Below are 12,698 nucleotides of genomic sequence, written 5' to 3'. Positions count from 1 at the left end.
TTTTCCGGATGCCGACATGACTGCCCTGAAGAACGACCGTTTCCTGCGCGCCCTGCTCAAGCAACCCGTAGACGTCACCCCCGTGTGGATGATGCGTCAGGCCGGTCGCTACCTGCCTGAATACCGCGCCAGCCGCGCCAAGGCCGGCGATTTCATGAGCCTGTGCATGAACCCGGCGTTCGCTTGCGAAGTCACGATGCAACCGCTCGACCGTTATCCGCAACTGGACGCGGCGATCCTCTTCTCCGACATCCTGACCATCCCCGATGCCATGGGCCAGGGCCTGTACTTCGAAACCGGCGAAGGTCCGCGCTTCAAAAAAGTCGTCAGCACCCTGGCGGACATCGAAGCCCTGCCGATTCCCGACCCGCAGAAAGACCTCGGCTACGTGATGGACGCGGTCAGCACCATTCGTCGTGAGCTGAACGGCCGTGTACCGTTGATCGGCTTCTCCGGCAGCCCATGGACCCTGGCGACCTACATGGTCGAAGGCGGCTCGTCGAAAGACTTCCGCAAGACCAAGGCCATGCTCTACGACAACCCGCAAGCCATGCACCTGTTGCTGGACAAGCTTGCGCAGTCGGTCACCAGCTACCTCAACGGCCAGATCATGGCCGGTGCGCAAGCGGTGCAGATCTTCGATACCTGGGGTGGCAACCTGTCGGCAGCGGCGTACCAGGAGTTCTCCCTGGCCTACATGCGCAAAATCGTCAGCGGCCTGATCCGCGAGCACGAAGGCCGCAAGGTGCCGGTTATCCTGTTCACCAAGAACGGCGGCCTGTGGCTGGAAAGCATCGCCGATGCCGGTGCTGATGCATTGGGCCTGGACTGGACCTGCGACATCGGCAACGCCCGTGCCCGTGTTGGCGACAAGGTCGCGCTGCAAGGCAACATGGACCCGACCGTGCTCTACGCCAAACCGGAAGCCATTCGCACTGAAGTCGGGCGCATTCTCGCCAGCTACGGCAAGGGCAGCGGCCACGTGTTCAACCTCGGTCATGGCATTACGCCGGAAGTCGATCCGGAACACGCCGGTGCATTCCTGCGGGCCGTGCATGAATTGTCGGCGCAATATCACGAGTAACGGTCAACGCCGTTTTCAAGAAACCTGTCCCGCCTCGTGCCGGACAGGTTTTTTTATGGTTGTTCACGCAATGTCGGGGAACACCGATAACTGCCGCGATGGAGGTCAACGATGATGCGGGGAGCCTGACACCCCGCGGTGCTCTCAGGTTTTTCGTCGGAACGCCGCCCGGAGCAAGCTCGCTCCTACAAAGCCCGCCGCGATCGGCCATCCATGCCGGATTGCCCATTGCGCAGAACCTGCGCTCGGCCTCGTTGTCTGGTGGTGCACGTGTTCCCCTGTAGGAGCTGCCGAAGGCTGCGATCTTTTGATCTTGATTTTGCGATCTGGAGATTGCTGAAGATCAAGATCAAAAGATCGCAGCCTTCGGCAGCTCCTACAGATATTTCGTTATCTGTGTTCCCCCGGGATTCCGTGAGGAACCTTTTTTCCGGATGTAGCGTTTCTGTTGGCAGGGTGTTTTCTTTCCTGAGTGAAATTCGAATGAGCAGACTATTCCTGCCCGGCTCGATGATTACTCCTACATAGAATTCCTCGTCATCCCCGTAAGGTTCCAGATCCCTGTTCAGCACAACGCTGAACGGTAACGAAGCAAACATCGCCGCCTGCACGGCGCCTTGTTTTCGATAAGCAGTCTGGAACACATCATGAAAATTACATTTGATAAAAGAAGTGCATTAACGGCCTGCACCTCATCGATGATCCTGTTATCGGCAATGCTGGCCTCTCAAACCGTTTCCGCCCATGGTTATCTGGATGTGCCGCCTTCGCGCGCACTGGCTTGCCAGAAAGGCTTGAACACCAACTGTGGTGGCGCCCAGTACGAGCCGCAGAGTGTCGGTGAAACCTTCAAGGGCTTTCCGGCTGGTGTCGGCGGTGCTCCCTTGCAGGGGCCTGTCGATGGCAAGATCGCCAGCGGCGGTCACGCGCTGTTCTCCGCACTGGACGCACAGTCCGCCACCCGCTGGCACCTGACGGAAATCAGGGATCGCAACATCGATTTCCAATGGCGTTACACCGCCGTTCACCCTGCCACCAGGCATGAGTATTTCATCAGCCGCAATGGCTGGAATCCAAACGAGTCCCTTAAGCGTGCCACCTTTGAGAGCACGCCGTTTTGCACCATCGATGGCGGCAATCAGAAACCGTCCAACAGCGACAAACATAGCTGCACTATCCCTGCAGACAAGTCGGGCCACCATGTCATCCTGGGTATCTGGACAGTTGGTGATACCGATGCCGCGTTTTACAACGTGGCCGATGTGAATATCCTTGCGGAGCCGGAATTGCCAGGCGGCTGGACCCGCGTGGCCAGCATTGCGCCTTCGACCCCCTTGCTGGCGGGTGACAAGGTCAAGGCCCGTGCGTTTACCGTCAATGGCGAGAGCCCGGACTACAGCGTCGAGATCAGTATCGACAATGCCGAGGACGGCGTACCGCAGAACTGGTCGTTCAAGCTGGCAGAAAAAATCAACGCGACCCACACGCTCATCCGTGCCGGTATTCGTGACGAGAGCGGCAATGTCGAGCCAGTGAAAGGCAGCAACAGCCTCTACGCCCAAAAAGAAAGCGGCGTGATCCGTTACGAAGTACAGCTGGGTATGAAGGAAGACGCTTCTGCCAGTATGTCGGTGAGCTCTCAGCAAGCCGAATACGTTCTGAATAAAGGCCGGGCCAAAGTCGAGTTCAGCATGACGGCGAACCGCGCGATGGACGTCGAAGCGACCTTGTTCGATCAGAGCAACAAACCGGTCGGCACCACGTCGGCACAAGTGGCCAGTGGCACCACCTCGTTGTCCCTGGATGTGCGCAGCAATCCTGGCGCGCACACGCTGACCCTGGTCGGCACCACCCTGGATGGCCGCACCACCCGCCAGGACACCAAGACCACCCAACTGACCGGTGAAGGCGCGGGCATCGAATACGACTTCGTGTTCCCTGAAGGCCTCAGCGACTACACCGCCGGCACCAAGGTGCTGCAACCGAAGACCGACGAAGTCTTCGAGTGCAAGCCATTCCCGGCGTCGGGTTATTGCAAGCAGTACACCCCTACCGCCAACGGTTTTGAACCGGGTGTCGGTGCTCACTCGCACATGGCGTGGGACAAGTTGTAAGTCCCCGCAACTGGCTTCAGACGGCCTCAAAAAGGTCGCCTGAAGTCAGGTGTCTTTGTTGAGTACCGAGTTGAAAATGAAGGTTTCGAATTTTTCCGGACAACGCTTTCGGGCATGCCTGAGCAGCATTTGCTGGCTCGCATTGCCAGTGGGCGCTGCGGTGTTTCTGGCGTGGCAGGAACGGGCGTTTCGCGAGCATCTGGCTTCACCGTTGCCCGACGTCACAACTCTGGAGACGGTGCCTGTACGTGAACCGCTCGAAACAACATCGATTGCCATCGTGTTCGGCCTGACTACGGAGGCCACGCTGCGGCCCAGCGCCGAACCGCTGACCTTGCAAGCGAGCTTTGTCAGCAGCGGACTATCCAAGGCACTGCTGGCCAATGCTCAAGGCTCTCGTCTCTATCAGGTGGGCGAGCGTTTGCCTGGCGGCAGCGTCCTGCGTCGTATCGAGACCCACCAGGTTGTGCTGTGGAACAAGGGCCGGGAAGAGCAGCTAACACTCGTCCCCTCTGGCGCGCGGTTCCTGACGGGACTCGAATCATCCGCCGATGCTCAACCGGTCACCACGACCACGCGTTTTTTACGCCCGTTCTCCGGGCAACCAGAGTGAAGAATTTCATGAACAGCTTCGTCGGCGCGCATTGGTTGCGTTCCATGCTTTTGCTTGCCGTTTTGGCGGCTGCAGCCTTCCCGGGCACGCTTCGAGGCGCCGAAGAAAAATGGCAACTGGCGATGAACAACGCAGAGCTGCGTGACATCGTCGAAGAGATTTCCAGCATTCTCGGGACCACGGTAGTGCTGGACCCCAAGGTCTCCGGTCGTATCACCGTCATGTCCCGGCAGGCCCTCGATCGTGAAGGGGTGCGCCGGTTGTTCTATTCAGTGCTCGACGCCCACAATTTTACGGTGATCGATGAGGGCGACCGGATTCTCATCACCCCGGTTGCCGAGGCCAGGACCCGGGCCGGCCAGGGCACGGTAAAAACCAGCACGGCGTCGCAGTTCGTGACTGAAGTCATCGGATTGAACACCGGTAGCGCCACCGATATTGCCGGGCTGGTGCGGCCGTTGGTTTCTGCCAACGGTTATGTCGGCCCCTCGGTGTCGGCCAACGCGTTGGTGCTGACCGATACGGCCGCCAATGTGAAGCGCATCGCCCGGGTGATCCGTGAACTGGACTCGGGGCAGAACAACCTGCACGCGGTGCTTCAGCTCCAGCATGCCCAGGCGGGCGATGTCGCGCCGGTGATAGAGGCCTCCATGGGCAAACGCAATGCCGAGTCGGCAATACAGGTACTGGCTGACACCCGGACCAATCGCCTGATTTTCATAGGCCCGCCGGTCGTTCGCCAGCGCTTGATCGAACTGGCCCGTGGGCTCGATACACCGGCCACCACGACCCTCGACAACGCCCGGGTGATTCGCCTGCGTCACAGCGATGCCAAGCAGTTGGCCGAGATTCTGGAATCGATGGGGCAGGGCAGAAAACAGGTGTCCGCCGCCGGCAACGCCAAGGACATGTCGGGCGGCGCAGCCTTCATGATCAAGGCCGACGAAAGCCAGAATGCGCTGGTGGTGATTGCCGAGTCGGCACAGGTGCGGACCATCGAAAGCATCGTGCGCCAGCTGGACCAACCGCGGGCCCAGGTGTTGATCCATGCCGCCATCGTCGAAATCTCCGGCGACATCGCCGAGGCCGTCGGTGTGCAGTGGAACCTCAACACGGGCGACGCCAAGGGCTTCATCAACTTTCCCGGCACCGACATTCCGATTGTCGGCGGGTTGAAGTTCGACGAGAAACGATCGGCGCCGGAAGGGGCGATCCTGCAACTGGGCAGTGATCGCTTCGGTGCGCTGATTTCGGCACTGGCAAGCAACACCCACAGCAACCTGCTGTCCACCCCGAGCCTGTTGACCCTGGACAATCAGGAAGCGGAAATCATCGTCGGCCAGAACGTGCCGTTCAAGACCGGCTCCTACGCCACCAACAGCAACGGCGCGGAGAATCCGTTCACCACCGTCGAGCGCAAGGACGTCGGCATCAGCCTGAAGATCAAGCCTTACATCAACGAAGGCTCGACGTTGCGCCTGGAGGTCGAGCAGGAGGTGTCGGACATTGCCCCCTCGGTGTCGGGTATCGACTCCTCGGACCTGATCACCAACAAGCGAGCGCTCAAAAGCACCATCCTCGCCGACGATGGCGAAATCATCGTGATCGGCGGCCTGATCCGCGACAGCGTGCGCACCCAGAAAAGCGGCGTGCCACTGCTGCGTGACATTCCCTACCTCGGCGCGTTGTTCCGCTGGAGCCGCGACACCCAGACCAAGAGCAATCTGATGGTGTTCTTGCGCCCGACCATCGTGCGCAGCAAGGAGGACCTTTCCCAGGTCAGCCAGCAGCGTTACAACGCGCTGCGTGACCTGAGCAAATCAGGGGCGGGGGAAAACAACTCGTTGTTGCTGCCATCCGAGGCACGCGGGTTGTTTGAACCGGCCAGTGACGCGCCAGTGTTCGACTTGCGCGGCAAGGCGCAGTAACCCATGGGCGAATTCAGCGAGCAATTGCCCTTCGGCTTCGCCCGGCGTTTTGGTGTGTTGCTGGAACGTGACGGTGACGATCTGCGCCTTGCCCTGCGCAGCGATGCACCGCTCAGCGCATTGTCAGAGGCGCGCCGGGTGTGCGGGTCGACGCTGCCGTTCGTCATCGTCGACGCCGAAGAATACGCCTCACGCCTGGCGGCAGCCTATCGCGAGGGGCAAAGCGCGATGGAGCAGGTAGCCCAAGGGCTGGACGAAGAACTGGACTTGCTCAGTCTGGTCGATCAGGTGCCGCAGACCGCCGACCTGCTGGAGCAACAGGGCGATGCGCCGATCATTCGCCTGATCAACGCACTGCTCGGTGAAGCTGTGCGCGAGCACGCCTCGGACGTGCACCTGGAAACCTTCGAGCAGTACCTGTCGGTGCGCATGCGGGTGGATGGCCAACTGCGTGAAATGCTCAGGCCCAAGCGCGAACTGGCAACGCTGCTGGTGTCGCGGATCAAGGTCATGGCGCGCCTGGACATCGCGGAAAAACGCGTGCCCCAGGATGGGCGAATGGCCTTGCGTCTGGCCGGGCATGAAGTCGATGTGCGGGTCTCGACGCTGCCTTCGGCCCACGGTGAGCGGGTGGTGCTGCGCCTGCTCGACAAGCAGGCCGGACGCCTGGACCTGCATCGGCTGGGCATGCCGGACGATACCCTCGCGGCCCTGCGCCAGCTATTGGGCAAACCCCACGGCATCCTGCTGGTGACCGGGCCGACCGGCTCCGGCAAGACCACTAGCCTGTACGCGGCGTTGAGCAGCCTGAATGACCAGACCCGCAACATCCTCACGGTCGAAGACCCGATCGAGTATCACCTGCCGGGTGTGGGCCAGATGCCGGTCAACCCGAAAGTCGACATGACCTTTGCCCGCGGCCTGCGGGCGATTCTGCGCCAGGACCCGGACGTGGTGATGGTCGGCGAAATCCGCGACCGCGAAACCGCCGAGATCGCCGTGCAGGCGTCTTTGACCGGGCATCTGGTGCTGTCGACCTTGCACACCAACAGTGCGGTCGGCGCCGTCACGCGGCTGGTCGACATGGGCGTCGATGCCTACCTGTTGGCGTCCTCGCTGGTGGGCATTCTGGCCCAGCGCCTGCTGCGCACCCTGTGCCCCCATTGCAAGGTTTCGTACACCGCCGATGCGGCAGCCTGTGAGCGCCTGGGGCTCGACACGGCCACGTCGCACACCCTGTGCAAAGCCTCGGGCTGCGCGCAGTGCCAGCACGGCTATCGCGGGCGTATCGGCATCTACGAACTGATCAGTGTGACGCCCGCCGTCTCGGCGCTGATCCATCAGGGCGCGAGCGAGCAAATCCTCGTCGACGCAACGCGCAAGGTCTCGCGCAGCCTGTTCCAGGACGGGCGTCAGCGGGTGCTGGAAGGCTTGACCAGCCTCGATGAATTGCTGCGCGTGACCCAGGAGCACTGACGGATGCCCACTTTCGACTACCGCTCCCTTGATGCCGAAGGCCGATCCTGCAAGGGACGCCTGGAGGCCGATGGACCCCGTCATGCGCGACAGCTGTTGCGTGAACGTGGCGTGTGGCCGCGTGTGTTGATCGAGGTCCGGGTCGACAGCGGCACAGGCAAGCAACCACGCGGTGCCGGTCTGAGCGCGGCTGATCTGGCGTTGTTGACCTTGCAGCTGGCAACGCTGGTTCAGGCCGGGCTGCCACTGGAAGAAGCCCTCGAGGCGGTGGCGAAACAGAGCTCGAAGCGCAAGGTCGCGGGCCTGCTCTCGGCGGTCAGGAGCCGGGTGATGGAAGGCCACGCCCTGGCCTCGGCCCTGGGACAATTCCCCAGGGCCTTCCCCGAATTGTTCCGCGCCACCGTGGCCGCCGGCGAACGCTCGGGGCATCTGGGCCATGTGCTGGAGCAACTGGCGGCCTACACGCAGGCCCGCCAGGCCTCGCGGCAAAAGATTCAGATGGCCCTGGTGTATCCCTTGATCCTGATGTTGGCCAGCGCGGCAATCGTCGCTTTTCTGCTCGGCTACGTGGTGCCGGATGTGGTGAAGATCTTCGTCGACAGCGGCCAGCCGTTGCCCTGGCTGACCCAGGCACTGATCGGCGTGAGCAACGGCCTGCGCAACCATTTCCTGTTGTTGATAGGCGTACTGGTGATGCTGTTCGGCCTGTGGCGCTTGAGCTGGCAGCAGCCGCAGTGGCGTCTGCGCTGGCATCGTTGGCTGCTGAGTGCGCCTGTCATCGGTGAAGTGCTGCGGGCCATGGAAGCCGCGCGGTTTGCCAGCACCCTGGCGATCCTCGGCAAAAGTGCCGTGCCTTTGGTGGACGCACTGGAAATTTCCGCCTCGGTCATCGGCAACCTGACCATTCGCGCGCGGATGGTCGATGTCGCCCGTTCCGTACGCGAAGGCGGAACGCTCACCCGCGGCCTGGAACTGAGCGGCGACATCCCACCGATGATGCTGCACATGATCGCCAGCGGTGAACGTGCCGGCGAACTCGACCGCATGTTGGCCCGGGCCGCCGAACAACAGGAAAGCAGCCTCGCCGCGCGCATCGCGCTGGTGGTGAGCCTGTTCGAGCCGGCCATGCTGGTGCTGATGGGCGGCGTTGTGCTGCTGATCGTCATGGCCATCCTGCTCCCGATTCTCAGCCTCAACCAATTGGTGAATTGATCCATGCGACCTGTCCGCAAAAGCCTTTCCCGCGTGCAACGCGGTTTTACCCTGATTGAAATCATGGTGGTGGTGGTCATCATCGGCGTGCTGGGGGCCATTGTGGTGCCGCAGTTCATGAGCCGCCCCGATCAGGCCAAGGTCACCGCCGCCAGAATCGATATCCAGGCCATCGCCACCGCCCTGGAAATGTATCGCCTCGACAACGCCCATTACCCCTCGACCCAGCAAGGCCTGGAAGCGTTGGTCAAGCGTCCCTCCGGACTGCCCGCCGCGCGTGGCTGGAACCCTCAGGGTTACCTCAAGAGCATGCCGGTCGACCCGTGGAACACGCCTTATCAGTACCTCAATCCGGGTGTTAGATCGACGGATGGTACGTACGACCTGTATTCCCTGGGGGCCGATGGCGTAGCCGGCGGTGAAGGGTTTGCAGCGGAAATCGGCAATTGGGGTCATTGAACCGTGGGCTACCGTTGCCGGGGATTTACGTTGTTGGAGTTGATGATCGTGATTGTCATGGTCGGCTTTTTGCTGGGCATGGTGAGCTTTGCCGGAGGGGGCAATCCCGCGCGCCAGGTCAGGCAGGAGACTGAGGCGATGGTGCAGGTGATCCATCAATTGCGTGAGCGGGCGGTATTCGAGGGGCAGGACTATGGCTTGCGGCTGAGTACCGATGGCCACCGGGCGATGCGCCAGGGTGCTCAGGGATGGGAGCCAGTGGGGGAGCTTACTGATTGGCCCCTGAGCGTGCGGGTGCGTTTTCTGCATGACGGCTATGCGGTAGACCTGGACGCTGATGAAGGACCGCCGCAGTTGTTGATATTCAGCAACGATGAGACCAGCGTCTTCACCCTGATATTCGAGTCCGGCAACCGGACCTGGCTGAGCCTGTCCGGCGATGGCCTTGGCGAGGTGGAGATCGATGGCTAGCTCGCGAACCCGACCCGCCATGGGCGGTTTCACGCTGCTGGAAATCATGGTGGCCCTGGCAGTCTTCGCGACATTGGCGGCTGCCGTGCTTTCAGCCAGTCAATACGTGGTCAAACAGCGTGGCGCCGTTGAGGCGCGACTGTTCGCGGCGTGGCTGGCGGACAACCGGTTGAACGAATTGCGCCTGCAACCCGGGTTGGCGGTTGGGCAGCAACAACAGGTGGTGTCCATGGATCAGCGCGACTGGGTGTTGCAGCAACACATCAGCGCCACCGGTGATCCGCGTTTGCTCCAGGTCGACATTCAAGTCAGCGCCGCAAACAGTACGCACGCCTTGCATCGTGCCAGCGGTTGGATACTCGCGGTTCATGAATAAGCAGTGCGGGTTCACCTTGCTGGAGCTGGTCATCGCCCTGGCGATCTTCGCCGTGCTGGGGCTGGCCAGTTGGGGCTTGTTCGATAGCGTGGTGCGGGTGCAACGGGGCGTGACGACTCACGAGCGAGAACTCAGGAGCCTGCAGCGCGCGGTGGCGGTGATCGAGCGGGATCTGCTGCATGTCACTGCGCAGCCGATGGTGCTCGCACCGCCGCTTTTGCAGTTCCAGCGCAGTCACTGGCGCAATCCTCTGGACCAGCCGCGCAGTGAGCTTCAGGCGCTGACCTATCGACTCGACGACGGCGTGCTGTGGCGCGAAAGCCAGGGCGAAGGCACAGAACTCGTGCAGCGGCAAAAACTGCTGGATGACGTTCGCGAGTTGAACTGGCGCCTGTTCGACAGCCAGTCCGGCTGGGTCGCAAATTGGTCGTCCGGGCAGGACGCGAAGGCGCCCCTGGCGCTGGAGGTGCAGGTCTCGGTCGGTCGCTTCGAAGCGATTCGTCGGGTGTTGCCGATGCCGGGTGCATTGCCATGAACGGGCACCAACGCGGCATGGCGTTGATCAGTGTTTTGCTGGTCCTGAGCCTGGCGCTGCTGATCACCGGTGGCCTGTTGCGCAGCCATCACCTGTCGTTGCAAAGCAGCGGGCAACAGTTGCAGCAGATACACCTGCGCCAACTCGCATCGGGCGGGGAAAGCTGGGCGTTGCTGCTGTTGCACGACGCGCTACAGAACACGGAAAAACCCGTCGAGCGGACTCAGGGCTGGAGGGCCATGGCGCCGGGTTTCGAGGTTGAAGAGGCGCAGATCCGCATCGATATCGATGACCTCGCCGGGCGTTTCAATCTCAACGCTTTGTTACGCCAGGGCCAGGTGGATCAGGTCACCCTCAACCGTTGGGCGCGCCTGCTTGAGCTGCTTGATCTTCCTCCTGTGCAACTGAGCCAGGTCGGGCCACTGCGGGAACTGAGCCAGCTGCGCTTGCTTCCCGGCATTGACGCCCACCTGCTGCAACGACTGGAGCCCTGGGTGGCACTGCTGCCCACCGACGTCACCTTGAACATCAACACCGCACCGGCGCTGGTGTTGAGAACGCTCGGCGAGGTGGACGCCGCGACCGCCGATGCGCTGGCGCTTCAGGCCGCAACCGCGCCCTGGGCGAGTGTCCAGGCGTTTACGCAGGACCCCTTGCTCTCCGGGCAGGGCTTGAGCAGTCACGGCCTTGGCACCCATAGCCGCTGGTATCGGATCGGCGTGCAGGTGATCCGGGACGGGCGCCAATTGCATCTGGCCACGGATGTCGGGTACGACCCCAAGACTCAACAGCTGACGGTGCTGCAACGACGTTTTCTTCCCATCAGTAGCCACGAGAGACCGCGATGAACACTTGGCTTTACCTGACCGCCGAGGGCCGGGATGTGCCATCCGCACTCTGGCCTTGCGTGCTGTGGTCCCCCTCCGGCCAACGCCAGCCGATGCCACTGAATCAGGCGGCCTCGGCATTGCAGGGGAAATCGGTCGATGTGCTGCTGCCCATGGAAATGTGCAGTTGGGTACGCAGCGAGCCGTGGCCGGCGCGGCGTAAACCCGAGGCCCAGGCCATAGCATTCGCCGTTGAAGATCAACTGAGCGAGGCGCTGGACGTTGTGCATCTGGGTGTTGGCGCTCGTGATCGCGACGGCTGCTACCCGGCCATGGTCATCGGCCGGGAACGGTTGGCCGCCGTGCTCACCCTGCTGCGCGAAACGGGGCTCGAGGTGCGCGGGGTGTTCGTCGATGCCGATGTGTTGTCCGGCGCTCAACCGTGCGGTGTGTGGTGGTTCGGTCGCTGGCTGTTGGGTGGAAGCCTCTCGGCACGCATGGCGTTGTCGCAAGACCACCTGGCGCTGCTCACCCCGCTATTGCCCAAGGACATGCAATGGCTGGACGAACGTGAGGACCCCGCGGTCATCGACCAATGCCTGACCCACCGCCCGATCCGGGCCATCAACCTGCTGCAAGGCGCATTCGCCCCGCGCGGCAAGCGTCTGCCCTGGCGTGCCGGCGGGTGGGTGATGGTGATGCTGGCGCTGTTGACCTGGGGGGCCAGCGAGACGCGGATTCGCTTCATCGACAGCGAAGCCCGCCGCCTCGCCGGCCACAATGAACAGCGATTCAAGGCGCTTTACCCGGAACAAGGCCGCATCGTCGATATGGCAGCGCAACTCAAGGCCCTGCAAAACCAGCCTGTCGAATCGCAAAACACCCGCATTGCAGGACTGGTCCGATTGATTGAGCAGGTGATCGGCGCCAGCCCGGTCGAGGTCCGGCGCATCGAGTTCAGAGCAGGTGAAGGCTGGAAAATCCAGCTGACCGCCAGCGGCTTTGCCGAGCTGGAGCAATTGCGTGAGCGCGGACGCCAACAAGGCATGCCCATCCGGCTCGATAGTGCGAATAAAGCTGCAGACCGGGTGCACGCCACCCTCACCGTGGAGGACGAGGCATGATCCAGGCATGGCGGCGCATTTCTGTGCGCGAACAACGGCTGTTGCAGGTGTTGGGCGCCTTCTTGTTGGCGGTTGTGGCTTTCAGCCTGATCTGGCAACCGAACCGGCAGCGGCTGGAAACTGTCGAGCGTCAGTATCAACGGCAGGCGGGGCTGGCCGCGCAACTGCAACAGGTGTCACCGCGCAGCCATGTCCCCGCCGACACTGGTCAGCCACTATCGCTGCGCATCAGTGAAAGTGCAGCGGCAGCGGGGCTGGAAATCCGTCAGATGGAGAGCGACAGCGACCTGCTGCGCCTGACCCTCAATGGCAACGTGCAACCGTTGATACAGTGGCTCGACGCTATGGAGCGCAATGGTGTCGCGTTGCAGTCGCTGACCCTGGAAAAACGTGACGATGCTTTGGAGGCGCGGCTGGTGCTCAGGTAGTTGCACTTCCTTTCAATAAAAAACGCCCGGCTTATGCTGGGCGCTTTTCAT

The 12,698-nt window shown here is 62.0% G+C and carries 13 protein-coding genes; all 13 read left to right on the top strand.

The genetic code is table 11. The annotated features are described in order from the left end of the window. The first annotated feature begins 16 nt into the window (after nucleotides 1-16). A complete protein-coding gene (gene hemE, locus AC3WJW_RS04965) occupies nucleotides 17-1,084 on the top strand; it encodes a uroporphyrinogen decarboxylase (RefSeq protein WP_493725315.1) in 1,068 nt (355 codons plus the stop codon). A gap of 647 nt (nucleotides 1,085-1,731) precedes the next feature. Next, entirely contained in the window at nucleotides 1,732-3,198 is a 1,467-nt protein-coding gene (gene gbpA / locus AC3WJW_RS04960; protein ID WP_493725314.1) for an N-acetylglucosamine-binding protein GbpA, read from the top strand. Nucleotides 3,199-3,256: 58 nt separating this feature from the next. Continuing rightward, nucleotides 3,257-3,811, top strand: coding sequence for a type II secretion system protein N (locus tag AC3WJW_RS04955; protein ID WP_493725313.1), 555 nt, complete (start codon nucleotides 3,257-3,259; stop codon nucleotides 3,809-3,811). A gap of 8 nt (nucleotides 3,812-3,819) precedes the next feature. Then, nucleotides 3,820-5,739, top strand: a complete 1,920-nt coding sequence (gene gspD, locus AC3WJW_RS04950; RefSeq protein WP_493725312.1) for a type II secretion system secretin GspD — start codon at nucleotides 3,820-3,822, stop codon at nucleotides 5,737-5,739. 3 nt (nucleotides 5,740-5,742) lie between these two features. Continuing rightward, entirely contained in the window at nucleotides 5,743-7,215 is a 1,473-nt protein-coding gene (gene gspE / locus AC3WJW_RS04945) for a type II secretion system ATPase GspE (RefSeq protein ID WP_218483320.1), read from the top strand. Between the two features lie 3 nt (nucleotides 7,216-7,218). Then, entirely contained in the window at nucleotides 7,219-8,427 is a 1,209-nt protein-coding gene (gene gspF / locus AC3WJW_RS04940; protein WP_493725311.1) for a type II secretion system inner membrane protein GspF, read from the top strand. A gap of 3 nt (nucleotides 8,428-8,430) precedes the next feature. Beyond that, nucleotides 8,431-8,886 carry a type II secretion system major pseudopilin GspG gene (gspG, locus tag AC3WJW_RS04935; RefSeq protein WP_008047876.1) on the top strand — a complete coding sequence of 152 codons (456 nt, stop codon included), beginning with the start codon at nucleotides 8,431-8,433 and terminating at the stop codon, nucleotides 8,884-8,886. 3 nt (nucleotides 8,887-8,889) lie between these two features. Beyond that, entirely contained in the window at nucleotides 8,890-9,357 is a 468-nt protein-coding gene (gene gspH / locus AC3WJW_RS04930; protein WP_493725310.1) for a type II secretion system minor pseudopilin GspH, read from the top strand. Continuing rightward, a complete protein-coding gene (gene gspI / locus AC3WJW_RS04925) occupies nucleotides 9,350-9,733 on the top strand; it encodes a type II secretion system minor pseudopilin GspI (protein WP_493725309.1) in 384 nt (127 codons plus the stop codon). Before gspH ends, gspI begins: the two co-directional genes overlap by 8 nt. After that, nucleotides 9,726-10,268, top strand: a complete 543-nt coding sequence (locus AC3WJW_RS04920) for a type II secretion system protein GspJ (RefSeq protein ID WP_493725308.1) — start codon at nucleotides 9,726-9,728, stop codon at nucleotides 10,266-10,268. Before gspI ends, AC3WJW_RS04920 begins: the two co-directional genes overlap by 8 nt. Next, a complete protein-coding gene (locus tag AC3WJW_RS04915; RefSeq protein WP_493725307.1) occupies nucleotides 10,265-11,116 on the top strand; it encodes a type II secretion system protein GspK in 852 nt (283 codons plus the stop codon). The genes AC3WJW_RS04920 and AC3WJW_RS04915 overlap by 4 nt, the downstream gene beginning before the upstream one ends. Next, nucleotides 11,113-12,219, top strand: a complete 1,107-nt coding sequence (gene gspL, locus AC3WJW_RS04910) for a type II secretion system protein GspL (RefSeq protein ID WP_493725306.1) — start codon at nucleotides 11,113-11,115, stop codon at nucleotides 12,217-12,219. The genes AC3WJW_RS04915 and gspL overlap by 4 nt, the downstream gene beginning before the upstream one ends. Continuing rightward, on the top strand, nucleotides 12,216-12,647 hold the full coding sequence (locus AC3WJW_RS04905; RefSeq protein WP_493725305.1) for a type II secretion system protein M: 432 nt from the start codon (nucleotides 12,216-12,218) through the stop codon (nucleotides 12,645-12,647). Before gspL ends, AC3WJW_RS04905 begins: the two co-directional genes overlap by 4 nt. Nucleotides 12,648-12,698 lie beyond the last annotated feature (51 nt).

Source organism: Pseudomonas sp. GW821-FHT07G06 (assembly GCF_058986625.1).
The sequence above is the reverse complement of the archived record's forward strand: the minus strand, read 5'-3'. Positions and strand labels throughout refer to the sequence as shown.

Bases quoted from the DNA above. Each gene is read 5' to 3' on its own strand.
- hemE (WP_493725315.1), top strand. From the start codon at position 17: ATGACTGCCCTGAAGAACGACCGTTTCCTGCGCGCCCTGCTCAAGCAA.
- gbpA (WP_493725314.1), top strand. From the start codon at position 1,732: ATGAAAATTACATTTGATAAAAGAAGTGCATTAACGGCCTGCACCTCA.
- gspD (WP_493725312.1), top strand. From the start codon at position 3,820: ATGAACAGCTTCGTCGGCGCGCATTGGTTGCGTTCCATGCTTTTGCTT.
- gspE (WP_218483320.1), top strand. From the start codon at position 5,743: ATGGGCGAATTCAGCGAGCAATTGCCCTTCGGCTTCGCCCGGCGTTTT.
- gspF (WP_493725311.1), top strand. From the start codon at position 7,219: ATGCCCACTTTCGACTACCGCTCCCTTGATGCCGAAGGCCGATCCTGC.
- gspG (WP_008047876.1), top strand. From the start codon at position 8,431: ATGCGACCTGTCCGCAAAAGCCTTTCCCGCGTGCAACGCGGTTTTACC.
- gspI (WP_493725309.1), top strand. From the start codon at position 9,350: ATGGCTAGCTCGCGAACCCGACCCGCCATGGGCGGTTTCACGCTGCTG.
- AC3WJW_RS04920 (WP_493725308.1), top strand. From the start codon at position 9,726: ATGAATAAGCAGTGCGGGTTCACCTTGCTGGAGCTGGTCATCGCCCTG.
- AC3WJW_RS04915 (WP_493725307.1), top strand. From the start codon at position 10,265: ATGAACGGGCACCAACGCGGCATGGCGTTGATCAGTGTTTTGCTGGTC.
- gspL (WP_493725306.1), top strand. From the start codon at position 11,113: ATGAACACTTGGCTTTACCTGACCGCCGAGGGCCGGGATGTGCCATCC.
- AC3WJW_RS04905 (WP_493725305.1), top strand. From the start codon at position 12,216: ATGATCCAGGCATGGCGGCGCATTTCTGTGCGCGAACAACGGCTGTTG.